Annotated in this window: 15 protein-coding genes; 9 read left to right on the top strand and 6 right to left on the bottom strand. The window is 44.7% G+C overall.

What is annotated here, in order from left to right:
• Positions 1–587 (top strand): ATP-grasp domain-containing protein (locus RT143_RS10070; RefSeq protein ID WP_313092836.1); only part of this gene is annotated, 587 nt, incomplete at its 5' end.
• 79 nt (positions 588–666) lie between these two features.
• On the opposite strand, the gene RT143_RS10065 is transcribed toward RT143_RS10070, so the two are convergent.
• Positions 667–1,896, bottom strand: coding sequence for a toxic anion resistance protein (locus RT143_RS10065; protein WP_313092835.1), 1,230 nt, complete (start codon positions 1,894–1,896; stop codon positions 667–669).
• A gap of 302 nt (positions 1,897–2,198) precedes the next feature.
• Positions 2,199–2,771 carry an elongation factor P gene (gene efp, locus RT143_RS10060; RefSeq protein WP_007117135.1) on the bottom strand — a complete coding sequence of 191 codons (573 nt, stop codon included), beginning with the start codon at positions 2,769–2,771 and terminating at the stop codon, positions 2,199–2,201.
• A gap of 154 nt (positions 2,772–2,925) precedes the next feature.
• On the opposite strand from efp, the gene epmB reads away from it, so the two are divergent.
• From epmB to RT143_RS10020, 8 genes are all read left to right on the top strand, one after another.
• Positions 2,926–3,927: an EF-P beta-lysylation protein EpmB gene (epmB, locus tag RT143_RS10055; protein WP_313092833.1), complete on the top strand. Its 1,002-nt coding sequence runs from the start codon at positions 2,926–2,928 to the stop codon at positions 3,925–3,927.
• A 154-nt stretch (positions 3,928–4,081) separates the two neighbouring features.
• The gene (locus RT143_RS10050) at positions 4,082–5,845 is read left to right on the top strand and encodes a hypothetical protein (RefSeq protein WP_313092832.1); all 1,764 of its coding nucleotides are present in this window, start codon (positions 4,082–4,084) and stop codon (positions 5,843–5,845) included.
• Between the two features lie 223 nt (positions 5,846–6,068).
• Positions 6,069–8,258, top strand: a complete 2,190-nt coding sequence (locus tag RT143_RS10045) for a GGDEF/EAL domain-containing response regulator (RefSeq protein ID WP_313092830.1) — start codon at positions 6,069–6,071, stop codon at positions 8,256–8,258.
• 42 nt (positions 8,259–8,300) lie between these two features.
• The gene (locus tag RT143_RS10040) at positions 8,301–8,741 is read left to right on the top strand and encodes a c-type cytochrome (RefSeq protein WP_313092829.1); all 441 of its coding nucleotides are present in this window, start codon (positions 8,301–8,303) and stop codon (positions 8,739–8,741) included.
• 84 nt (positions 8,742–8,825) lie between these two features.
• Positions 8,826–9,785, top strand: coding sequence for an AAA family ATPase (locus RT143_RS10035; protein ID WP_313092828.1), 960 nt, complete (start codon positions 8,826–8,828; stop codon positions 9,783–9,785).
• Positions 9,786–9,880: 95 nt separating this feature from the next.
• A complete protein-coding gene (locus tag RT143_RS10030; protein ID WP_313092826.1) occupies positions 9,881–10,897 on the top strand; it encodes a DUF58 domain-containing protein in 1,017 nt (338 codons plus the stop codon).
• The gene (locus RT143_RS10025) at positions 10,867–12,963 is read left to right on the top strand and encodes a transglutaminase TgpA family protein (protein ID WP_313092825.1); all 2,097 of its coding nucleotides are present in this window, start codon (positions 10,867–10,869) and stop codon (positions 12,961–12,963) included. The genes RT143_RS10030 and RT143_RS10025 overlap by 31 nt, the downstream gene beginning before the upstream one ends.
• Before the next feature lie 59 nt (positions 12,964–13,022).
• A complete protein-coding gene (locus tag RT143_RS10020) occupies positions 13,023–13,805 on the top strand; it encodes an SIMPL domain-containing protein (protein ID WP_313092824.1) in 783 nt (260 codons plus the stop codon).
• Between the two features lie 357 nt (positions 13,806–14,162).
• Here RT143_RS10020 and metH read toward each other — a convergent pair whose 3' ends face one another.
• From metH to RT143_RS10000, 4 genes are all read right to left on the bottom strand, one after another.
• Positions 14,163–17,930 carry a methionine synthase gene (gene metH, locus RT143_RS10015; protein ID WP_313092822.1) on the bottom strand — a complete coding sequence of 1,256 codons (3,768 nt, stop codon included), beginning with the start codon at positions 17,928–17,930 and terminating at the stop codon, positions 14,163–14,165.
• A 240-nt stretch (positions 17,931–18,170) separates the two neighbouring features.
• On the bottom strand, positions 18,171–19,805 hold the full coding sequence (locus RT143_RS10010) for an inorganic phosphate transporter (protein ID WP_188875845.1): 1,635 nt from the start codon (positions 19,803–19,805) through the stop codon (positions 18,171–18,173).
• Between the two features lie 353 nt (positions 19,806–20,158).
• Positions 20,159–20,947, bottom strand: coding sequence for a hypothetical protein (locus tag RT143_RS10005; RefSeq protein ID WP_313092820.1), 789 nt, complete (start codon positions 20,945–20,947; stop codon positions 20,159–20,161).
• 92 nt (positions 20,948–21,039) lie between these two features.
• On the bottom strand, positions 21,040–25,563 hold a 4,524-nt coding region (locus RT143_RS10000; protein WP_313092819.1), incomplete at its 5' end, for a hypothetical protein.

The following is a 25,563-nucleotide window of genomic DNA, read 5'->3' as shown; positions in this document are numbered from 1 at the left end:
TTCACTTTGAGCGCGAAGTATCTATCATTGCAGTGCGCGCCCAAAACGGTGAAATCCGCTATTATCCGCTCGTGCAAAATGAACATAGCAATGGTATTTTAGCCAAATCAACCGCACCTGCACCCAATGTTGATAACCTCACGGAGCAAGCCCAAAGTAATATCAAAAAATTGCTCGAACATTTAAACTATGTGGGCGTGTTGACGTTAGAATTATTTGTGACTTCTGAAGGCGGCGCTGAAAAATTGCTTGCCAATGAAATCGCACCCCGCGTACATAACTCAGGACACTGGAGTATTGAAGGCGCGGTAACCAGTCAATTTGAAAATCATATGCGTGCGGTGGCAGGGTTGCCATTGGGAGACACAGCCATCGTAAAACCCTCTGTCATGCTGAACGTCATCGGAGAGTACCCAAAACTGGAGGAAGTCCTAGCCATCGCTGGCGTGCACGTGCACAATTATGATAAAGAAGAGCGCGAAGGTCGAAAAATCGCTCATATCACTGTCATGCCGAGCGATAGCAGTCAACTGGATAACACGGTCGCGCAAGTGGTTGCAAAATTACCCAATAAATTGTCTGACTAAAGCCATGTGACTAAAGCTATGTGTCAGCAAAAACACCGCACTCATCCGTGAGGTTGCTCATAGTCAAATCAAACGGCGATTAAAGTTTGACATTACCCAGTTTCTCCTCATCAATTTGCAGCTCGTTGGCAACCTCACTCACCGTTTGGTTATTGGTGCGGTCAAGGTAGGTTTGTGCGCGGTCAACTTCTTGGGTCAGTACATTGAGCGTTTGCTGCATATTGCCTAGTGCTTTGACTTTAAAGGCGTCAATTGCCTGCATGGTCTCATAGATGTGATTAAAGGATTTTTGCAGTTTTTCTAAGTCTACCGAGCTGCCACTGGCTTGCTCATGCACTTGCGCGGTTTGGCGTTTGAGCATGACTGACGTTGATTCAATCAAACTACTGGTCGTTGAGTTAAGCGCATTGATTTGGTCGAGCACCAGTTTTTGACTGCTCAGCGCTTGTGACACCATCACCGCAGTACGTAGCGCAGCAATCGTTGTCGTCGTGGCACGGTCAACGCCTTTGATAAGCTCTAAGTTGTTTTTGCGAATCATATCAAGCGCCAAATACCCTTGGATGTTCACCGCCAGTTGGGTCAAAAAATCCATGTTTTTTTGGCGCACATAAAACAGCAGTTCTTCTTTGACCACGCGTGCTTTTTCAGGGTCGGTGGCTTCAAGCTCACCGATTTTTTGCTCAAGGCGTTCGTCAATTTTTTGACCGACATAAATATATTGACGGAGCGACTGCATGAGTGCCCACATATTGACCTTTTCTTGCTCAATGCTGGCATTGTCTTTCATCAGCTCATCTTTACCGTGATATAGGCTTTCGATGATGGCATTGATATGGGTCTGCGAAGATTGGTATTTGCGAAAATAATCTTGCACGGATTTGCCCATTGGGATGATGCCCAAAAATTTGCGTGGACTTGACAGCGAACCTTGTCGGGTTGGATCTAGGTCTTCGACCACGCTGCGTAGCTCAGTCAAGGATTTGGCAATCGGGGAGTTGTCAAATAAGGCTTTATCCATGCTTTTGGCGGGACGATCGAGCATACGATTTGCAATCTGCGCTGAAGCGCGAATTTCGGCACTACCGAGCTGATGAATGGCGTTGACTTTCTCATCGAATACAGACGTGTTGACAGGGGTTTGTAATACATGCATCACAAAATCGTTAACTTTGGCATCAAGTTCAGGCACTTTGGTTAGGTCAAGTTTGACCAGTTGGTCGGCTTCGTCTTGTGGCACAACGGCAACGGGTTGCGGCGCTTCAAGGCTGATGACAGGGCTGGTTTCTGGCGGGGTGAGTTCTGGCATGATATATCCTTGAGTTGTCTATATTGGTATTTGTATGCTAACTTGCCTTTTAATTTGTCTTTGTATTTTAGCGGTTTGAGCTAACGCTAGTTTGATTATCTTGGTGAATTATTTCATTTGTTGTTCTATTTAAGTAATCATTTTTTCCATGCGTGTTTGACGAATGATTTTTATGATTTATCGCATAATGCGACGTCAGTGTGACAGCGTAACAAAAAATTTTTTAATCAGATGTTAAAAAAACGAAAGCCCAACAGTTAGTTGGGCTTTTATTTTTTCAAAATTCTTGGTAATAAAATATATTATTGTACCCGTGATAGATATTCACCAGTGCGGGTATCAACTTTGATTTTTTCGCCTTGTTGGACAAATAATGGCACACGTACGACTGCGCCAGTTTCAAGGGTTGCAGGTTTACCGCCGCCACCTGATGTATCGCCTTTTAGACCTGGGTCGGTTTCGGTAATCACTAACTCAACAAAGTTTGGTGCAGCAACGCTTAAAGGCACACCATTGAATAGGGTAATGGTACATTCTTCGTTGCTATTTTCTTTTAACCATTTTGCCGCATCGCCCATCGCGTTTTTGTCGGCTTGTAGCTGCTCAAAGCTTTCTGGGTGCATAAAGTGCCAGAATTCACCATCGTTGTATAGGTAGTTCATTTCAGTATCGACAACGTCAGCGCCTTCAAGGCTATCGCCAGATTTAAAGGTGTTTTCTAATACTTTACCCGTTTTTAGGTTACGCATTTTGACGCGGTTGAATGCTTGACCTTTACCTGGTTTAACGTATTCATTTTCTAAAATTGCAAAGGGGTTGCCTTCGTGCATGACTTTTAAGCCAGCTTTAAATTCATTGGTTGAGTAAGTTGCCATAAAATTTCCTAATAAGGTGTTGCGACTAAAAAATAACCGAGGTAAATCAAATCTTTGTATAATAGCCAATTTGCATAAATGCGCTGCCTACGGGGTAACCCTATCCGCAACAGGCGTTATCAGCAAGCGGCATTGACAATTGGATAAACACTATATGATAAACTATTTGGCGACACAAAAAAACTGGCAAAATGCGTTTTCTGACACCATCACGAGCTTTGCTGAATTAGCGCAAGCGTTAGATTTGCCGATAGATAGTTTTGACAGTCAGGTCGGTCAATTTCCCCTAAAAGTGCCACGTCGCTTTGTGCAAAAAATGATGAAAGGCGATATCCATGACCCATTGCTTAAGCAAGTGTTGCCGACGTTTCAAGAAACGGTACAAGTCACCGGCTTTGTCACCGACCCACTCGATGAGCAACACGCCAATCCCGTCAAAGGCATCATTCATAAATACGCATCACGGGTGCTGATTCCTGTCACCGGGGCTTGCGTGGTCAATTGTCGCTATTGTTTTCGCCAGCACTTTGACTACCACGAGAATTTACCAACCCAAAACGATTGGCAAGCCATTAGTGCCTACATCACAGCGCACCCCGCAGTCAATGAGGTGATTTTAAGCGGCGGCGACCCGTTATCGCTGAGCAACCGTCGATTATTGGAGATTTTCACCATGCTTGAAGCATTACCGCAAGTGCAGACCATTCGTATCCATACCCGTGTACCTGTGATGATTCCTGAGCGCTTAGATGAGCCGTTACTTGCGCGATTTGCCAACAGCCGCTGTCACATCGTCATGGTCATTCATGCCAATCACCCCAATGAAATCGACCAAGAAACACAAATATTTTTGGGTAAGGCAAAAAAAGCGGGTGTTACGTTACTTAACCAAACCGTGCTACTCAAGTCCATTAATGACGATGCAAATACGCTTGCAAGCTTGAACGAAAAATTATGGCAAGCGGGCGTCTTACCGTATTATTTGCATGTGCTTGATAAAGTTGCCGGGGCGGGCCATTTCTATATTTCAGATGAGCAAGCAGTCGCTTTGTACTGGGAATTACTCGCCAAATGTGCTGGCTACTTGGTGCCAAAATTGGTACGAGAGTTACCTAATAAGCCATTTAAAACACCGATTGACTTGTATAACCACTAACATATTTTGAAACACAACAACTAAAATAACGGGTTATCTGTTACTTATCTGATAAATAGTACAATTATCTTAAATAACTAGATAAAACATGGCTTTTGTGTTATTTATTGTTGTTAAATAAGTCGAAAAATGTTGTGCATTTTGGTGCAAAAAAATGGTTACGGATCTCACACTAGACGATTTCTTACAGCGCATAAACGATATACCGACCAGTCCTATTGAACTCAAAGTTACCCAGGATTCGTTGCAGGATACGACCGATTGGCAGATACAATTTAATCGTATGTCGGCGTGTGAGATGTATAACGAATATAAGTTCGTGATAAACCAGTTGATGTTTGCCGATATTGACGATGTCAAACGCTTTGCATTATTTGATGAAGTTAATAAAGCCGTCAGCGTATTACTTAGCAAATTGCGGGTGAATTACCAAACCCAGCCGGGGATTTTGGATGAAGAAAAACAGCAAGGCTTAGATACCGTATTATCAGTGCTTTATCTAGGCATCATGTTTTACCATGTCATCTGGCAACGGGCAGCGGCTCGACCTGAAGTGGCTGAGAAAAAAGGCATCATTAGCCTATTTCGCCAAACACCTCAATCACTTACCTCCACTCAAGTCATTCAGCGCTCCCTCTACAGTACCATGCTATTACTGCGCCAATCGCTGTTTGAAAAATATATCGGCTATCGTAAAGATACACAGGTGATTTGGCAATATCTGAATGCCTGCTATCGATTTGCAGTCACCAATGATTGGCAGTCTATCTCCTTGCCAATCAAACTGCATTCTGCCAATGAGTATAGCAAACAAGGTGCACCGCTATCGATTGAGGAAATATATTTTCATTGCTTGACGGTAGCGGTCACCAATCCGTATGCTTGTCGGCGTGCGGATATTGTAGCCATACAAAAAGTAAGTATCCAGTGGATTGAAGCGCTAATGATTAGCAAAGACTTGCTAGAAAAACCTTACCTGTATATTGATTTAGAAGGTAAGCAGCCGCCCAAACTGCTAGAAATCGATGATACATTCAATCCCTTTGCAGCAACCAGCAACTGCCTGTTTGTCATGTTTAGTCGGTTATTTAAACACTTACATCAAACCATCAGCCAAGGTCAAAACAGTAGCGATGCTGAGATAAAAAACAGCGCGCGTCAGGCCAAATTGGTATTGAATAATATCCAAGATGGGTTAAAACCAGCGGCAGACTATCATCAGAACCATTCAAAATGTGAAGTGGTACTTGGATTTAATAATATCCATTACATGCTTGCGAATAAAACCAGTTTGGGCAATCTCATTCATGCCAATGAGTTGCCTGAGCGGTTAAAACCCAAAACTCAACATACGGCGTATCTTAAAAAATCTACCGTTGTGGAGCTGAACAAAGAAAATCCCCAATCCATGTGCCTGTCGCACGTGTTTAACTACGCCAATCAAATCGTTGACCCATATCCAAGCAGCAGCCGTGGCGATAGCTATCATCCGCTGAGGCAATTGCAAGTCAATTGCTTAATTGCGGTGCGAAAGGTTAATGGCGCAAAAACTTGGCAGCTCGGCTACATTAAAGATAACCGTCAAGGTTTTATCGATACGCCAACCGGTCAACCCACCAACAAGACCTACTTAGAAATTGAGGCACAAGTGCGAGTGCATTGTCAAAATGCCATTCCCTGTGGCGTGCGCTTTCAAAATGCCGGTAGTCGTCAGCCACATTTTGTTGCGGCATTTATTATCCCTAGCGATCCAAACAACGCTGATACCCAGCCCCGTTTGCTGATGGCACGCTTTGGCTACCAAGTGGCAGACAAGCTAGTGGTGCGTATTGAGAGCAAGGAAATTAACGTGCGTCTGACTGAGCTACTTAATATGACTGATGATATCGAAGAATACGCTTTTGTAAGAATTCCGTAAACTTAACCGCTAAGAAATGGCAACAAAATCTGCCATTTTAACTCTAACTCATTAAAAATAAAAGATTTTCATATCCTTGTAGCCGTTTTGAAAGATTAATCATATAATAAGAAATTGAATCTAATATTATAAATAATTTATCAAACAGTTCGCTTATAATAGCTTGCACATGGCTCTATAAACCAAGCGTTAATGGGCAAGCGTTTAATGGGATAGTGAATCGATGCAAAAACACAACCAACTCAATCTGTTAATCATTGATGATAACCAGCTGTATGCCGAGCAGTTGGTTGGGTTATTAGAAAAACATTATTATAGACAGGTTAATTTAGGATTTTTGGATGCCAAAGACGAGCTGATTAAGTTATTGCGCCAGTCTTGGGACATTGTTTTGGTGGGAAATGCGTATGATTTATCGTTTAAAGACGTCAAAGAGATTTTAAAAGCCCACCATGCTCACATTCCCGTCATTGCGGTGTTGCCGGATGACGCGACTGCTTACCCAGGCGCATTAACTGCCAATGAGCAAGCCCAGACCCAGCTTGTTAGCGACAATGATAAAACCCATGTTTTATTACCTTTATATACCTATTGGGGCGCGGCGGATGCTTTGCCCAAAAGTAGGTTATTGCGCATGGCTATTCGTATCTGCCATGAACACGAGCATCATAAACTCGTCCGCGAGCTTGAGCGCCTAAAAATGGTATTGAGTGATGCCGAACAGCGTGCCAATATTCTTATCACCAACTCCAAGAGTGCGGTGGCTTATATTGAAGATGGTTTACATATTTATGCCAATGAGCCCTATCTTGAAATGTTTGGGTTTAAAACGCTCGATGAACTGATGGGGGTCCCGGTCGTTGACTTGATTGCGAGCAATAATATCCAAGATTTCAAAACGTTTTTAAAAGACTTTGAAAAAGGCAACCGTACAAATGTCGAATTTGAATTTGAAAGTGTTAGAAAAGATAATACCACCTTCGCCGCTAAGCTGCAGTTAGCGGCCGCTACCTATGACGGTCAGCCGTGTCTACAAGTCATTATCCAGCCCAATGAACAAGCCAATAGTGCTGAGCTTGCCAAAAAACTTGAGGCCATGGAACGCATTGACTCAATCACAGGGCTATTTAATCGTCATGGTTTTGAAAGCCTGTTTCATCGACTGCGTGACGCGATTGTTGAGAAAAACCTATCGGTGGGTTTGATGGCGTTACGCGTCGATAATATTGGTAAAATCCATGCCAGTGTGGGGATTGAAGGAATTGATGGGGTGGTGGTTGCCGTTGCCAATATTCTTGAGCAACATCTCACTGAGATTATTGGGGAAAAGCGGGTGAAAAATGGCTATTTGAGCCGCTTTAATGATAGCATGTTTATGCTAATTATCCCTAATATGCGACAACAAGATTTGACAGCATTGGGACAAAAATTGGTTGCCGATATTAATAGCACCATTATTGAAATTGGTCATCGTACGGTTAAGACCACAGTAACCATTGGTGCAACCTTAGTCAACGCCAGTGCACCTGACACCAATAGTATTATTAACCGTGTCATCCAAGCCGTCGGCATGGCAGCCAAAGCCAATAAGGAAAGCAACGACGATAAAGATTCATTCTATCTATATGACCCAAGTAGTTTTGCCAGCAGTGATGACAGTGCGCTGTACGAATCGCTACGTGATGCGCTAGAACATAACAAATTTAAATTATTATATCAGCCGATTTATGACGTGGAAAACGATGTTAGTAACATGTTTGAGGTGTTTTTACGCCTGCCGCTAGCAGATGGCAGCTTAATGGCACCTGATAAATTCTTAGAAGTGGCGACCAGACATCAGTTAATGGATAAAATCGACCGTTGGATGTTGATTCAAGCCTGTAAAGACTTAAAACGTTACCGTCATGAGGTCGATGCCAGTGCCAGATTATTAGTGCATTTAAGCCCGACATCACTAGCCGATGCCACCTTGCCAAGCTTTATGAGTCGATTGATGCAAGCGTTAGAGACCAGCGAGCCGGGGGTGTTGACGTTGCAGTTTAATGAAACCATGGTAATTGATTATCTAGCGGTAGCAGCCAAACAAAGTCAAGAACTTAACCAAATGGGTTGTCACCTAGGTATCTATAATTTTGGCTCGGCAGTCAATGCGATGGAAGTATTGGAATTTGTCAAACCTCAACTGGTACGACTCGATCGCAGCTATATCAAAGATTTGAGCAACAATGACAATGTCAATACCGTGGCAACGGTGGTGCGCGAAATCACTGAGCGCGGCTCCAGTTGTTTGATGCCTTTTATTGAAGACCCTGCCGCCATGTCAGCGGCGTGGACAGTCGGTGCGCGTTATTTGCAAGGGGCCTATTTGCAAAAAGCGAGTGACACCATGCACATCGAGAATGAAACCAGCTAAATCCAAGCGCTGAATTTATAAAGTAAAAAAGAGTTAGCCAAAATGCACCAAACAATCATTCATAAATCAAAACGATTGCCTATGCTAGGATTGGGTCTTTGTATCGTCATTGCGACAGGTTGTCAACATCAGCCACCCGCTCAGCGCGCTGCCGTCAATTTGCCCATTTATAGCCAAGGGGATGCCGATAACGGTAAAAAGCAATACGAAGAAGCCTGTCTCAAATGCCACAAGCTGCAGCCAGGAAATAACGAGAAAGGCCCGCAATTAATGCGTATTTATGGGGCAAAATCCGCCTTATTAACCGATTATCAATATACAGACGCACTAAAAAACAGCAATATGACGTGGACAGCGGAAAATTTGGATAAATATATTGCCCATCCAAAACAAACCATTCCAGGAACGCGTATGCGTTCTGACCCGATTGCTGATGCCAAAGTCCGCCAAGATATTATTGCCTATATTTCGACACTTCGTTAAATCGCTTTGTGGCTATGCCTTTAAGCGATATTTTTAGCGAACATGATTGATAAACAAAATTTAAATCTTTAAAGGAAAGACCACATGGTGATGGGTAACTTAGACAATCAGCCGTTACAACAACGATTGCAAGCCATGCTGGTGAGTATTAATGAGATCGTCTTGGATAAACCTGCCGTGGTGAAGCTGGCGGTCGCTTGTTTATTAGCCAATGGTCATTTACTGCTTCAAGATTTACCAGGGATGGGTAAAACCACGCTGGCGCACGCGATTGCCAACCATTTAGGGTTATCGTTTAATCGGGTGCAATTTACCAGCGATATGCTACCTGCCGATATTCTAGGGATTTCCCTGTATAAAACCGATACTGGCACATTTGAATTTAAGCCAGGCCCGATATTTTGTCAGCTGTTACTTGCCGATGAAATTAATCGCTCAAGCCCAAAAACCCAATCTGCCCTGTTAGAGGCGATGGAAGAGCGGCAAGTGTCGCAAGATGGGGTAACACGAAAACTCCCTGAACCTTTTTTTGTGATTGCCACCCAAAACCCAACGCAGCAATCGGGTGTGTTTATTTTACCTGAGTCACAGCTGGATCGATTTTTGATGTGTTTATCGCTGGGTTATCCCTCGGTTAATGCAGAGCGGGAGTTGTTACTGGGTAAAGATAGACGTCAAATGCTGAGCCAAATTGCCCCGATGTTAGATACCCAGTCATTGCAGCAGGCACAAGCGCAAGCCAAAGAGGTGTATATGGCAGATGTTGTGATTGACTACTTGCAGCGATTGGTAGCAAAAACGCGTGAGAGCCGAGACTATCATGGTCTATCTACCCGTGGTGTGTTAGCGCTCAAGCAAGCGGCACAAGCCTTCGCTTATTTGGGTGGTTACAATGAAGTGACGCCAGAAGATATCCAAGCGGTATTTGCTGCCGTTGTCGATCATCGCTTGGGGCAAGCTTTTATCCCATTTAATCATTTGGGCGGTGAGCAGCCGCAATCGATTGCGACCCAGTTGTTAAGCCAAGTGCCAGTACTGGTGTAAACCATGATGTATAAAGTATTTTAGCGTTAAAAACTTTCTCATTACTGTATTTTTATTATCCGATTAAATTATCCAATTAAGAGCCCGCGCCTATCATGTTTGCCATTCGCCAGCGACTTGAAAACTACTTGCAAACATGGTTTAAGCGTCGAGCGCCGATCAGCCGCGACATCACCCTCAACCTGCGCAACGTGTATATTTTTTTGAGTAAAGAAGGATTGCTGTACGCTTTTTTACTCATCATTACCTTTGTCGCAGGGATTAATTATGCCAATAATTTGGTGTTGGGTTTGTGCTTTTTGCTAGGTAGTCTATTGATCGTGACTATCCATTATACCTTTGCCCACTTGGCAGGGTTGCAAATCAAACTGGTGGATATCAGCGACACGCAAGTGGGTGACAAAGTGCAAGTGCGACTGCAAATTAGTAGTGAATCAAGGCAACCGCATCGGCAAGTTCGGTTAAGTTTTGCCAACAATGCCTTTGATTTTAAACAGCCGATACGCCGCAAACCGAATGCACAGTCCGCACCAAATGATTGGCTGTTGGTCAGTCAAATACAAGCGCCGCAACAGGTGAGCTTATGGTTAGCAGCCGACAAACGCGGCAAATTTGTGTTACCCAGACTCACGGTGAGTACCGTATATCCCTTAGGTATTTTGCAAGCTTGGTCGTATGTGTTTTTTGAAGGACACGCTTGGGTGTATCCTGCGCCACTGCGCTATGAGATGAAAGCCAGTCAATTTGTGCCATCCGATGATGAGCAAACCGCTGCCTTACACACCCAAGCAGGGCAGGAAGATTTTGACCAGTTGGATAATTATGTCCCAGGGGAATCATTGGCGCGTATTTCGTGGGCGCATGTCGCGCGCGGGCAAGGACTCATGTCAAAACGCTTTGTGGAGAGTGTGGGGCAACAGCAATTGCTTGATTACTATCAAATGCCTGCGGTGACGCATGAAGAAAAACTCAGCCAGCTGCGCTACGGGGTGGATAGTTTGAGCCAGAGCCAAATCGCTTTTCAATTGCGACTGCCTGATGGTGAAGGCGCAATAGGTGAAGGACAAGCATTTCGTCAGCAATGTCTGCTAAGATTGGCAAAAACGCCATGAGTCGCCCTAACCCAAATCACCCTAAATCAACCTTATCGCAGCGCCTAAACCAAATCTCGGCGACTCAGTGGATATTGCTGTCTCAACTGTTGATTGTGGCTTTTCACGTCAAAAACTTACCCATTTGGCTATCGGTGTATGCCTTTTTTATTATTATCTTTCAATTGCAACCGCTGCGACGTTGGTTACCCAAAGCCTTATATCGTCCGCGCTCATTACAGTTGATACAGTACACGGGATTTATTGCAAGCTTGGTGGGGCTGTATTTGACCTATTGTACTGCCTTTGGATTGGATGTCGGTATCGCGTTTTTGCTATTGTGTGCCGTCAGTAAGCTACTAGAATTGCATACCAGGCGTGATGGCTATGTGGTGCTGAGTTTATCACTGTTTGTATTGGCAGGGCTGTTTTTAATCAACCAAGATTTGATTACAACGCTACAAGTGGCGATTGGCACGATGGTCGTGCTGTTTGCCATGATTGCGCAAAATGATGATGGTACAGGACGCTACCGCACACTCGGCTTATTGGTCGGTCAAGCCATTCCTCTGACCATTATTCTGTTTTTATTTTTTCCCCGATTGCCGCCATTATGGTCGGTGCATTTGAGCGGCGCGCAAGCAAAGACGGGCATGTCAGATAGTATGTCACCAGGCGATTTTGCCAACCTCAGCCAATCGACTGAATTGGCATTTCGGGTAGAATTTTTAAGCAATCAGCCAAGCCAGCAAAATTTATATTGGCGCGGTTTGGTATTTTCTGATTTTGATGGTACCACCTGGCGCGCCAATCCTCGCACCTCGCTTTGGACGCCCGATCAGCCGTTTGCTGATTGGTTGTTACCGACGTTGAAGCTGAGTAAACGCTTTACCTTAGCCGTTATCCCTGACTACCGGGTGATTTTGGAGCAGACGGGACAAAATTGGTTGTTTGGGCTTGATTATCCGATAACCAACCAAAAAGGCATCGGGCTGACGTCGGATTTTACCCTGCGGTATTGGGATACTGTCAATCAGCGTTTTACTTATCAAGTGCATTGGTTAGATGATGCACCTATCAATTTAGCCTTATCTACCCAGCAACGTCAGGTTAATTTAGCATTGCCAGCAGGCGGTAATCCGCAAAGTCGCCAATTTGCGCAGCGACTCTATCACCAAGTAGGCGATGACCCAATTGCCTATACCAACGCCATCGCCCAGTGGATGCGTAGCCAGCAGTTTCGCTACACCTTATCGCCCCCTACCTTGGGTAGTAATCGCATCGATGATTTTTTATTTGCTACCCGTGCAGGGTTTTGTGAGCATTATGCGTCAAGTTTTACTTACCTCATGCGAGCGGCAGGTGTGCCTGCTCGGGTGGTAGCCGGGTATCAAGGTGGGCAGTTAGGGCGTGATGGCAAAAGTTGGGAAGTGCGCCAAATGGATGCCCATGCATGGAGCGAGATTTGGGTGCAAGGGCGCGGCTGGGTGCGTGTAGATCCTACGGGCTTTGTAGCTCCCAATCGGGTAGAGCAGGGTATGGACACTGTCACCCAAGACGCTGGGGCAAAAATGTTTGGTGAGGGCGTGGCAGGGCAAATTAGCTATCAGCAGTTTCAAATGCTGCAGCAAGCGCGCCGCTTGTTTGACCAAGCTAGTTACTATTGGCAACGCGATGTGGTCGGCTATGACCAAGACCGCCAGCGGTCATCGCTGTTTAAATGGCTCAATATCCAATCTGTCTATCAGCAAGTGATGGTGATGTTTGTCACCCTTGTGAGCGTCCTTGCGCTATTGGGATTGTGGCTGTGGTGGCGTCGCCGCCGAGTGTGGGATAGGCATGATTGGATTATGGTACAGTTATCCAATCGCTTGGCAAAAAAAGACAAAACGCTTGCCAGGCAGGATAGTGAAGGGGTGCTGGCTTGGCTTACTCGACTTGAGCCAAAAGTCACCGATAGGGCAGCCCTTCAAGCACTTGCCGCGCTATATCGACAAATCCGCTATCAGCAGCCCACGGATAACAAACAACCCATACGGCAATTAGACAATTTGGCGAAAACCATCGCGCTAAAAAAATCTCATTAATATTCAATATTTGTTTGTTATACTCTATAGGATATAAATAAATATAGGGTTTACGAGATATGAATAATTTACCTACGCCACCGCTACAAAACGATAATAAAAACTCATTACCCTTGATTATCTTTGGCATTATTTTGGCACTCGGTCTTATCGCCGCGGCATTTGTACTCGGCACGCAGTTTAAGAATCTAAAACAGTCCGGCACGATCACTGTCAAAGGCTTGGCGGAAGCCCTTTACAAAGCCAATCTTGCCCAAATCCAAATGGGTGTAAGCGCTTGGGGACAAGACTATGCAGGGGCGCTCGCCAATGGTAAAAATGACTTTAAAGCGCTGCAGCAGTTTGTGGCAAGTAAAGGCTTTAGCGTATCTAGTCAAAATGTCACGCCCATAAGCGTTGAGCCGTATAATGAGGACTATGTGGATGAGCAGGGACAAACTCGCACCCGCCAAAATGGCTATAAAGCCACGCAAACGCTGTCAATTAGCAGTCAAGAACTCAATAAAATCACCAACATGCTCGCTCAAGTGCAAAATTATCGTATCAGCCATGAATCCGTGACGTTTGAAAAGCCGCAATATCTGCTCAATGACCTTGAGAAAATCAAGCATGATTTGATTGCCAAAGCCACCGATGATGCCAACAAACGCGCCGAAGAATTTGCCAAAACTGGTCATGCCAAAGTAGGGGTAATGCGCTCAGCATCGCAAGGGTCGTTTAATATTTTGGATGCGCATAATCCTGATACTGATGACTCAGATTATGGCGGCACGTATGATAAAGATGGCGTGGATAAATTGGTGCGACTCGTTGTCACCATTGATTATGCGATTGAGCAATAATTATAGCGTGTATGAAGGCAGTTTTTATGAATAGCTTTGCTAAAATTATGGCATGAGGGTGTTTAATACTTTATCGTCCGCGAGTTTCGCCCATGACAATGCTAACAAAAAAGAGCGTTGTTATCTGTTTTACGATAATAAGTTGAAAATCACGCAAAGTTGGATTGTTCATACAGGTGGCGGTGCAAGGGTCACTTATACCACAATGATTTTGGGTAAAAACACACAGCCTAATGCCAACAATATGTTTTGGTGTGACAAGAGTAAAGATAACAAATGAGATATATGCGCTAATTAACACCAAGCGATAAAAAAACGACAACTCTACATTGTCGTTTTTTTAGCTTTAACTTTAACTTATAAATTCGGATTTAGCCACTTTTCTGCTGTAGCTTTATCCCAACCCTTACGTCTAGCATAATCTTCAAGTTGGTCTTGACTGATTTTACCGACATTAAAATAATCACTCTCTGGATGGCTATAATAAAACCCACTCACGCTAGAGGCAGGGTACATGGCATAGCTTTCTGTCAAAAATGTGCCAATGGCGTTGGTGGTATCAAGCCAGTCAAACAGCTTGCCTTTTTCGGTATGATCAGGGCAGGCAGGATAACCCGGCGCAGGGCGAATACCGACATATTTTTCTTTAATCAGTTCATCATTGGTTAGGCTTTCATTCGCTTGGTAGCCCCAATACTGTTTACGAATCAACTCATGCAAATGCTCGGCAAATGCCTCAGCAAAGCGGTCGCAAAGCGCCTGTACCATAATGGCACTATAATCATCGCCTTTGGCTTTATAGTCATTGGCAAGTGCTTCTGCGCCAAACAATGATACGGTAAAACCACCGAGATAATCGGTTTTTTCAGGACTGATAAAATCCGCTAGGCTGTAATTAGGTTTACCACTGGCTTTATCAGACTGCTGGCGTAAATGCTCAAAGGTATGCGTGACATTGCCTTGCTCATCGAGTACCTGCACCGTGTCTGAGCTCGAGCGTTGGGCAGGGCTTAGTCTAAACACCGCTTTAGCTGTGACCAATTTTTCCTTGATTAATTTATCAATCATGGCTTGGGCATTGGCAAATAAGTCTTTGGCTTCCTCCCCGACGATGCTATCATCAAAGATTTTGGGATATTTGCCGACCAATCCCCAAGAGATAAAGAAAGGTGTCCAGTCGATATAGGGCAATAAATTTTGTAACGGATAATCGTCCAGAATGACTTGTCCTAATTGGTTGGGCTTAGGCGGCGTGTAGTTTGCCCAGTCGTATTGGAAACCTTGTTCAATCGATTCCGCATATGACAGCTTCGCCGCTTTGGGTTGTCGATTGGCAAGGCGTTCACGGACTTCGCCATACTCTTGACGTAGCTCACTGATAAAATCGACGCGTTTTTCTTTGGATAGTAAAGTCGTTGCTACGCCTACTGCGCGGCTAGCATCGGCAACATAGACAACCGCATCGTTTTGATAGTTGGGCTCGATTTTTACCGCGGTATGGGCTTTTGAAGTCGTCGCACCCCCAATCAGTAGGGGCAGATTAAAGCCTTGCTCCTGCATTTGTTTGGCGACATATACCATTTCATCAAGGCTTGGGGTAATCAAGCCTGACAAGCCGATGATATCGACGTTTTCATCTTTGGCGACTTGTAGGATTTTTTCACAAGGCACCATCACACCCAAGTCGATGATGTCATAGCCATTACAGCCGAGCACCACACCGACGATGTTTTTGCCGATGTCATGCACATCGCCTTTCACTGTTGCCATGAGCACTTTGCCTTTGGTTTCGCCTGCAACTTTTTCTTTTTCGATATACGGATTAAGCCATGCCACCGCTTGCTTCATCACCCGGGCAGATTTTACCACTTGCGGTAGGAACATTTTGCCTGCCCCAAACAAGTCACCGACCACATTCATACCGTCCATCAAAGGTCCTTCGATGACGTCTAAGGGGCGCGGGAATTTTAGCCGTGCTTCTTCAGTGTCTTCATTGATATAGGTGGTTACCCCTTTGACTAATGCGTGTTCAATGCGTTTTTCTACAGGCAATTCACGCCATGACAAATCGACGGTGCTGTCTTTTTTCTTACCGCTTAAATAGTTTTCTGCCACTTGCATCAAATGGTCGGTGGCGTCTTGACCTGACTCGCCTTGGTTGCGGTTCAAAATCACGTCTTCAATGGCGTTTCTAGCGTCTGGCTCGATATCGTCATACAGCTCTAGCATGGCTGGGTTCACAATCCCCATCGTCATGCCGTTTTTGATAGCATGGTACAAGAACACGGCGTGAATGGCTTCACGAATGGGATTGCCACGAAATGAGAACGACACATTCGACACACCGCCTGAGACCATGGCGTTGGGCAAATTATCGGTAATCCATCGGGTGGCATTGATAAAGTCTAAGCCGTAATTGTTATGCTCTTCAATTCCCGTGGCGACGGCAAAAATATTGGGGTCAAAGATGATGTCTTCACTCGGAAAACCGATTTCATCAACCAAAATATCGTATGAGCGTTTGCAGATTTCGATTTTACGCTCAAAGCTGTCCGCCTGTCCGTCTTCATCAAACGCCATGACGATAATCGCCGCCCCATAACGCTGACATAGCTTGGCTTTTTGCACAAATTCTGTCTTGCCTTCTTTTAACGATATCGAATTGACCACAGATTTGCCTTGCGTGCATTTAAGCCCCGCTTCGATGATGTCCCATTTTGACGAGTCAATCATCAGCGGTACACGGCTGATATCTGGCTCACTGGCAACCAAATTGACAAAGTGAATCATCGCCGCCTTGCTATCTAGCATGGCTTCATCCATGTTGATATCAACGACTTGGGCACCGCCTTCGACTTGGTCACGAGCCACGTCCAGCGCTTCGGTGTATTCTTCGTTTTTGATGAGACGCAAAAATTTCTTTGAACCTGTGACATTGGTACGTTCACCGACATTGACGAACAGGCTGTCACGGGTGATGTTGAACGCTTCGAGTCCCGACAATCGGCAAGCTGGCTTGTAGTCTGGCAGTTGGCGTGGGGCAAAGGGTGACGTCATCTCGACAATTTTGGCGATATGTTTGGGGGTGGTACCACAGCAGCCGCCCACGATATTGACCAAGCCAGACTTGGCATAGTCGGCAACCATGGTGGCAGTTTGCTCAGGGGTTTCGTCATATTCGCCAAACTCGTTGGGCAAGCCTGCATTGGGGTGAGCGGAAACAAAAGTTTCGCACACATCCGACAAGGTTTTGATATGCGGTTTTAGCGCATCTGCCCCCAGCGCACAGTTAAACCCAATCGAAATCGGCTTGGCGTGGCGGATTGAGTTATAAAACGCTTCGGCAGTTTGTCCCGACAACGTACGTCCCGACGCATCAGTAATGGTGCCCGAAATCATAATCGGCAATTCAAACCCAATGGTCTCGAACACGCCCGTCACCGCAAAAATCGCTGCTTTGGCGTTTAGGGTATCAAACACGGTTTCTATCAAGATGATATCGGCACCGCCTTCAATCAAAGCGTAAGTCGCCTCGGTATAGTTATCAACCAGTTCATCAAAGGTGACGTTACGAAACGCTGGGTCATTGACATCGGGTGAAATCGAGCAAGTGCGAGAGGTGGGACCAATCACCCCTGCGACAAACCGAGGTTTGTCTGGGGTTGTCGCAGTGACTTCATCACACACTTGACGAGCAAGGGCGGCGGCAGATTTGTTAATCTCATAAACGAGATTTTCCATACCGTAGTCTGCCATCGAAATTTGCGTGCCATTAAAACTGTTGGTTTCAATGATATCTGCGCCTGCCTCAAGGTACGAGCGGTGAATATCACGGATAATATGCGGCTGGGTCAGTACCAATAAGTCATTGTTGCCTTTGACATCACGTCCAAAGCCTGCAAATCGCTCACCACGGTAGTCTGCCTCGATGAGTTTATAGTTTTGGATTTCTGTCCCCATCGCCCCGTCAAGGAACAAAATTCGCTGTTTTAACAGGTCAGCTAAACGCGCTTTATTGGTGGCTTGACGGTCTTGATACGGAAAGCTCGCAGGAGGTGTGAGTTGAAAATTGGCTGGGTCGTGGGGTTTGTGACTGGTAGGGGCGTTACTGGTGCTGATACTCATGCTAATACTCGCAATAAGACTTGTCTTAGTTCAAATGTCATCAATCTTTTTAATCGAGCAATTATAGCATTTTATGGGCGGGCAATCGTGCGATTTGTGGCATATTGAATGCCCAGTTCAACAAAATTAAAGCTCACCAAAATCAAAGCTGACAAAAATCAAACGGAGTACATAGCTCAGAACCAATAAAAAAAGGCATACACTTGGTATACCTTTTTTAGCGTAGCTAAGCTAGTTTGATTAGGCGAATAGCGTGCTAAATAACCAAAATAACCCACCGGCTAGGATAATCGCGGCAGGCAAGGTCAGTACCCATGCCATTAGCAAGTTAATCACTGTGGATTTTTGCAGTCCTGCTTTGTTGGCAACCATAGTACCTGCCACCCCTGATGATAATACATGTGTGGTAGATACAGGTAAACCAAACATATCTGCCGCCGCAATCGTGGACATTGCCACCAATTCTGCAGAAGCACCTTGCCCGTAGTTAAGGTGAGTTTTACCGATTTTTTCACCGACGGTGATGACAATACGTTTCCAACCCACCATAGTGCCCAAACCCAGCGCCAATGCTACCATGACTTTTACCCAAGTTGGGATAAACTTGGTGGCTTTATCGATATTGTTTTTAAAACCTTCAACGTCTTTTTTAACTTTACCTTGTAGTAGTGTAGGTTCTTTTTTCTCAATATTCTTGATGGCTTCTGAAGTAAGATACATGTCATTACGGATATTACCCACCACGCTGCTGTTCCAGCGTTTTATATCGGGCTCAGCTTGGGCTTGTTGTCCAATACTTTGAATAGTATTTGCCAGTGCCGGTACAACTTGGTCATTCATTTTTTTGTCTTGCACATAGGTTGTCAGAATGTTACGGGCATTTGCGTCTGTCACCCCATTATTTGGCTTGCTCATTTGGTTGAGTTCTTGAGCGGTGACTTGGGCTAATGCGCCAAATTGGGCACTTTCTTCTTTAGAAATGGCATGATTAAGCCCATAAGCCATCGGTACTACACCGACCAAAATCAACATGATTAAACCCATGCCTTTTTGTCCATCGTTTGAACCATGGAAAAATGACACCCCAGTGCAAGTTAAAATCAATAAGCCACGAATCCATAAAGGGGGCGGTGTTTGATCCTTGGGCGCTTCAAACAGCTCAGGACGGCTAGACAATACTTTTTTAGCAATCCAAAATAACAAGGCGGCTAATACAAACCCAAAAATCGGCGAAATCAATAAAGATAACCCAATTTTTTCAACTTGCGACCAGTCCACGCCTGCTGTTGCACCGCGGCCATGTAGCAGCGCGTTGGTAATACCCACGCCCACAATCGAGCCCACCAAGGTATGCGATGACGAAGCGGGTAAACCAAAGAACCAAGTGCCTAAATTCCAAATAATTGCCGCAAGTAATAAGGCAAAAATCATGGCAAAGCCATTGGCAGAGCCGACTTGTAAAATCAGCTCAACCGGCAGTAAGGCAATAATACCAAAGGCAACCAAACCCGTTGACATTAACACCCCTAAAAAGTTAAAAAATCCTGACCAAATCACAGCGATCGGGGCAGGTAAAGAGTGGGTATAAATCACGGTAGCGACCGCATTGGCGGTATCATGAAAGCCATTGACAAACTCAAATGCCAATGCAATCAGTAGCGCCAGCCCTAAAAGCAAATAAGGCAACAAGGTAGTGGGTGCACCCATGGTCGAGTTGATATCATGATTTAGACTATAAATCATATAAACAAACCCAGCTAACAACGCACCAATAAATACAAGGGCGGTGAGTTTATTGGGTTTATGATCAAGTTTGGGGCGACCCGCGGCATGAGAAACCTCAGGATTTATCACAAGTGCTGCATCAGATGACATCATAAGCGTAGACCTATAGCATTTATACTATAACAAAACAAACGATTTACAGTTAAATAAAATATATATTGAAAAATCGCTTGGTATTGGTTAGAAAAAATAATAAATAATCCAAAGCTTAAAACACAAAGATGATAGTTTGATGAAAATTTCAAAAATTATTGATGCCTGCTAAATGAATTGGGCGCTCAGCAGGCTTATCTGGTGCAGGTGTCATTTTACTACAATAGATGTAGATTTGAAATGATGTGAGTCAGGCGTGCTCTGTCAAAATCACTTGACGAGCACTGGCAGCAATAGCTGATTTAGCTAAGCCAAATTGTATAATGGCAGGTTTAAACGCGGTGTTGAGTTCAATGAGGTGATGCAACAGCTACAACAGGTGGTGGTAGAGGTTGCGGGCTGGGCTCAGCCATGCCAACTTTGGGTGGCTCGATATAAGGTAACACAGCGCCACGGCAACTTTCTCTACTATTTTTAGTCGCAGCAAGCAGCTTTAAGCGCGCCAAATACTGGGCTTTTAACGCATTAAAGCTTTGTTTATCCACACCCGATGTATTTAAGGCGGTTAATTCAGCCGTAGCGACCCAGCGGTCAACAGTATTATAGTGCTCGCGAGAATGGCGCCAACCAAACTCACAAAATTCTGCTTCTGCCCAGATAAGTTTGACTTCACTATCGGCTACCGTTTTGACGAGCGGGGTGAATGCAGGTGTTTGTTTAATGGTCAAAAGACTTGCCCAAAGATCGGGACGCTGTAAACCTGACGTGGGCGGAATGTCTGCTGTCAAAGGCAGTTTGTGAGCTTGGTTGGTTTTTAACGCCTCAACAATACTTAACGCTTCAGCCAGCGCATAACGACTTGCTTTGGTGATGCTGGCTTCATTTCTTTCATGTGCCACATAACTTAGCCATGCATCGGCTTTATAAGCTTGAAAGCGAGTATTGATTGGCTGGTGCTCAGCTTGATAAGGCTGTAGCTGCTCACGAATACAAAAAACATCTGCGACAAAGGCTTTATTTTGGGTGCCTTTAGCTATAACAGGTGCAACGGCTTTTGTATCAGTTGAACAGTAAGCCCCTGCTTTATATTGGGTAGGCACGGCTTGACTGGCAAGTTCAGCATGAGCAGGACTTGTCATGATACCTATCATAATAGCGAAAGAGCAAATTGATAACGATGGATGGGCGAATGAAGACGCAGCCGAGACACAAGCCTGAATGGGGTTTAATTTCATTTTTTAGCAACCTCATCATCTGCCATCATACGGCTATTGACGGTAGGGCGTTTTTTGTTAAATAAATCTTCGTCAAATTTATAACGTAAGCGGACATACGCGCCTTGTTGGTTATCGCTGCCACTGGCGATATCATCGTCATGATAGCCTTTGAAGTTGTAACCTGCAGAAACCCACAGATTTGCCATGGGTGTATAACCCACCTCGGCCCCGATTAAATAATTACGTGAGTCATTATCGCTCCACATGGTACCCGCCTGGATACCCGCATCCCAACGTTCGTTGATGTCATACATAGCGCGAGCCGATAATACTTGAGAGGTGCTATCACTGGTGATGCCATCTATCGTCAATTCATTGTATTTACCCGCGTAATGACCCGATAAAGTCAAGCGGCGTACAGGATGATAGTTGCTATGTAAAGAAGCAATATAGGTTTCTTTTTTGTAAGGGCTATCTGCGTCTAGACCGTTATTGTCATAGCGATATTCAATTTTTGCTAGATGGTCGCTGATGTTGTTATCGTAGTCACGATAAGCCACACCCAACTGAAACCGATCAATGGTGCGATCTTTATTTTGCTCATTATCTTGTTGCAGCGAATAGATATTTTTGGCTAGCAAGGTAACGTCATCATTGATTTTGTTGGCATAACCAAAACTAGTCAGCAAAGTGTCAGTTTGTACGCCCCAACGTTTTTCAACACGCCCACTCACTTTATATTTGTCACTGGCTAAGTAGTCAATACCTACCGTTGCTGCTGTTGCTGTGTTGTCGCTCTCACCTTGCATAGATTCAAGGTGTTCAAATGATGTATTGAAGTACACGCCATCTCGCACTTTCCATTTATTGCGTAAGCCAATCGCCGCTTCGGATTCGCGTGATGATATGCCATCTTTGACACGGTATTCACTAAAGACTTGACCGTCTTTCATGTAGTTGGCATCTACCCCGATGATGGTTGATTGGTGTTCATCTGTACTATCTAGACCATAATCACCGGTTAAGGTTGAAGCCAATTCGTGACGCGCATATAGGCGACCTTTATTCCATAGGCTCGTTTCACCACCAACACTCCACGCATTACGGCTAGCATCATCAACATCCTGCTCATATTCGACAAACACTTTTGATTTATTCAGTCTTGGTAAATCCGCAGTCAATTTACCACGAAGCGTCGTACCTTGATAATTGCTGTCATTGTTAGTCACGCTTGAAGTCAATGATTGATTAAGGTCATCGGTATTGACCACTTCTTGATAATTGGTAGAAGCCGCTTTGGCATCTTTTTCGTAGTAACGTATACCTAACTCACCTGTCAAGATGTTGCTGAGTTTACGCTCAATACTGACCGTCGCACCTTGACGTTGGCTGTCATTGGTGTGGTCTTTGGTTTGAATGGCTTCAGCTTTTAGCAAGGTCTTATCATTAATACGGCTATTGACCGTAAAGCCAGTCTCAGTACGCCCAGCAGTAATGGGTGAAGTTGCAGGCGTAAAGCCTTCATCGGCTTGGTTGTAATACAATTTGGCATCACGCGCTTTGTCTTTATAAGTCAATTCAACGCGCGCCGCATCACCGGATGTCTCTGAATTTAAACTTTGAACATTAATGGCTGATGCAAGTGAGTCATTGATTTTATCAGAATCATAATGGGCAACCTCAGCGATAAGCTTTAATTTGTCGTTAAATTTAACAACGCTATTCACCCCTGAGAGTTTTTCGTTATTGGTAGGGTCGTCACTTTGGGCATAACTTGCGCCAATATTCACTCGTTTGGTGAGCTGATAGTTACCAGCGGTACCGACAATGGTATAGTCTTCACCAACATCATCCGCTTCAACGGTCACGCGCAAATAAATGGGGTTGCCATCAATATCCGTGCTAGCAATCGGTGCGCGTAGATAAATAGCACGGCTAACACTATCAAAATCGTAGTCACTATAACGATTGAGCGCTTGACGAGAGATAATTGTCCCTGGATTATTGCGGTCATGAACCAGTACTTCAACCGTTTCACTGTTGAGTAGGATGTCCGCAAAATCTTTAACGCCAGTCGGATAGGGACCTGAGATACCCAAACCACGAGTTTCTGTGACATGTTGGCTTGAGCTCGTTTGGGCAGCAAAGGCAGTGACTTTGGCTTTATCGGATTCGTAGTGTGCTTTTGCACCTGTTAGGGTACGGTCATATTGACCTAACGATAAGCCCTCTTCGTTGTCGATATGGGTTTTGATATCGCCATACATCACGAATGAACGACCTTTGTCTAAGCGTACGTAGAATTTTTCGCTAGACTGGGCATCGAAACCTTTGGCAGAGGCATCACCATACACAGGATAGTATTGATCGGGGTCAATATCACGAAATAGACGATCTTTTTTGTCTTTATCGGAATCATACGCCATGGTCAATAGCATATTACCACGCACTTTACCTTTTAAGAAAAATGCGGCACGACCATGCGTACTGGTTTTATCGCTATCATTGCCTGATAGACTGCGTAATTCTTCTTCAAAACCGTCATTGTTGCTGACGGATTCAATTTTTGAGCCAAGGTTGTTAAAGGAAATCGCTCCTTCAACAATACCTGCCGCAATCATCGGGCGTAGTTGTGGCACGAATTGGATAGGGATAATTTTTTGTAAGTTACCGGCTTTGACCACCAAGTTGCCTTTGCCTGGATTGGTGGGAGCACGGACGCTCACAAGCAGTTCACCGCCTTCAGCCATCATTTGAATGCCAGCTTGGTCTTTACTGTGATCTGGCTGATTACTGACAATAGTACCTATATCGGTATCAAGTGATACCGTGGCAGGCGCAGCATACTGACCGTGATCGGTATCATTTAGGCGTATTACCACTTGATATTCGCTAATGCCATCCGCTTCTACGGTATTTGATTGATTAACGGTAGTAATATCTGCAATTTGGTTGGGAGCATATACATTGATAGATTTGCTAGAAACGACTTTGCCTGTGCTATCTGTTGCGCGAATCGAAAGGGTATTATTGCCACGTTGTAACGGTACTGCAAAATAATCAAACCCTGAAATACCTTCTTTATCCCAAGCGACTTCTTTACCCATTAAGCTTGCATCAACAGGGTGGTTGTTAACCAATAATTGTGTGCTTGCGCCTTTGGGTGCTTTAATTTGAACACGGATTTTTGTACTATCGACACGTTGGTTATTGGTCAAATTTAAGAAATCTGCATCGGCTGTCACGCCTTCGATGCGCTTGTCATCGGCTGTCGATAAGGCTTTTTCAATCTCAGGCGCTTTGACAGGGGCAAGGGTATGTACTTCTAGCTGCCCGGTTTTTTTGACGGGCGCTGTCTTGTCAGTAATCACGGATTCACAGTTGATCTGACCATCAGCGATATTGGGGTTTTTACAGCCAGAGGCTTCAATATTGGTGTCGTTATCAACCGTGTAAGTAGGCTCTAAAGCCAAATCTGTTTTGATGGCTTGCTCTAACGCATCGTTCTTAATCGCAATTTGTTTGGCGCGTTTTTGCAAATCGCTAATTAATGCCGCATGACCTTGGTTATCATTGCTGTCAATCCCATCGGTTATTGCAAAATCTGCACGATGCAATTCACCAAATTTTAAGTCAACAAAACGGCTCCCTGGATCGCCTGCATTACGATTGCTTTGTTCGATAAGTTCAACACCGCGCGGTAGCGTGGTACGGTCAAGTTTGATAACGTGGGTTTTGGCTTTCATGCCATACACGCTGTATTTACCTTCGCTATCTGTGACGACGAAGGTACCATCTTCTAGATAAAGACGAACACCTGCAACACCCAGTTCATTTTGCGCTTTTTGTTGAATGCCATCTCGGTTAAGGTCAGCATATACTTTACCAATGATAATGCCATCGGTGTTTAATACGCCTGCTGTTACATCAATATGCGCTTCACCTAAGGGCGATTGAACGACACTGCCAGTTAATGAATTTTTACCTTCTGCAAATGCGATATTGGTGCCTGTACCTGAGGCAGCATTAGACCCCAAAGCAACGCGATAGGTGACTTTTTTGGTTTCATTGGCTTTTAGGCTGTTTAAACCCAATGTCATATACTTGCCAGACTGGGCAAAATCTTGCGTGTATTTTTGACCATCCACTCTGACCGAGTTTTTGACATAGGTAAAACCTAAGGGTAAATCGTCCTTGACTACCACGTCTGCCGCATCGGTTTTACTTACATTTGTGACTTTAATAGTATAGTCGACAAAATCGCCAATTTCGGCAGATGTGACATTCGCTTCTTTGCTAATGCTTAACGCAGTCTGGTCGTTATTAACATTGATTGATGTTAAGATTTTGTCTGAAATCACCCCAGTAGTGCTACCATCGGCACTTTCGCACTTATCGGCTTGGGTCGTTAAAGTATCACCATCCAATGTCTGAATGACGGCATCGGCAATGGCATTGGCATTGAGCTCGGTAGGGGCTGAGATACGGTACTTACCTGTATTGACCCCTGTTTCAACGGCTTTTAGGCGAATAGTATC

The sequence above is a fragment of the Moraxella sp. CTOTU48268 genome, assembly GCF_032069585.1.
In the GTDB taxonomy this organism is placed as follows: Bacteria; Pseudomonadota; Gammaproteobacteria; order Pseudomonadales; family Moraxellaceae; genus Faucicola; species Faucicola cinerea.
Note: the sequence above shows the minus strand (reverse complement) of the source record. Positions and strands in the feature narration are given on the sequence as shown.

Bases quoted from the DNA above. Each gene is read 5' to 3' on its own strand.
- RT143_RS10025 (WP_313092825.1), top strand. From the start codon at position 10,867: ATGTCTGCTAAGATTGGCAAAAACGCCATGAGTCGCCCTAACCCAAAT.
- RT143_RS10045 (WP_313092830.1), top strand. From the start codon at position 6,069: ATGCAAAAACACAACCAACTCAATCTGTTAATCATTGATGATAACCAG.
- RT143_RS10065 (WP_313092835.1), bottom strand. From the start codon at position 1,896: ATGCCAGAACTCACCCCGCCAGAAACCAGCCCTGTCATCAGCCTTGAA.
- efp (WP_007117135.1), bottom strand. From the start codon at position 2,771: ATGGCAACTTACTCAACCAATGAATTTAAAGCTGGCTTAAAAGTCATG.
- RT143_RS10030 (WP_313092826.1), top strand. From the start codon at position 9,881: ATGTTTGCCATTCGCCAGCGACTTGAAAACTACTTGCAAACATGGTTT.
- RT143_RS10020 (WP_313092824.1), top strand. From the start codon at position 13,023: ATGAATAATTTACCTACGCCACCGCTACAAAACGATAATAAAAACTCA.
- RT143_RS10050 (WP_313092832.1), top strand. From the start codon at position 4,082: ATGGTTACGGATCTCACACTAGACGATTTCTTACAGCGCATAAACGAT.
- RT143_RS10040 (WP_313092829.1), top strand. From the start codon at position 8,301: ATGCACCAAACAATCATTCATAAATCAAAACGATTGCCTATGCTAGGA.
- epmB (WP_313092833.1), top strand. From the start codon at position 2,926: ATGATAAACTATTTGGCGACACAAAAAAACTGGCAAAATGCGTTTTCT.
- RT143_RS10010 (WP_188875845.1), bottom strand. From the start codon at position 19,805: ATGTCATCTGATGCAGCACTTGTGATAAATCCTGAGGTTTCTCATGCC.
- RT143_RS10005 (WP_313092820.1), bottom strand. From the start codon at position 20,947: ATGACAAGTCCTGCTCATGCTGAACTTGCCAGTCAAGCCGTGCCTACC.
- metH (WP_313092822.1), bottom strand. From the start codon at position 17,930: ATGAGTATCAGCACCAGTAACGCCCCTACCAGTCACAAACCCCACGAC.
- RT143_RS10035 (WP_313092828.1), top strand. From the start codon at position 8,826: ATGGTGATGGGTAACTTAGACAATCAGCCGTTACAACAACGATTGCAA.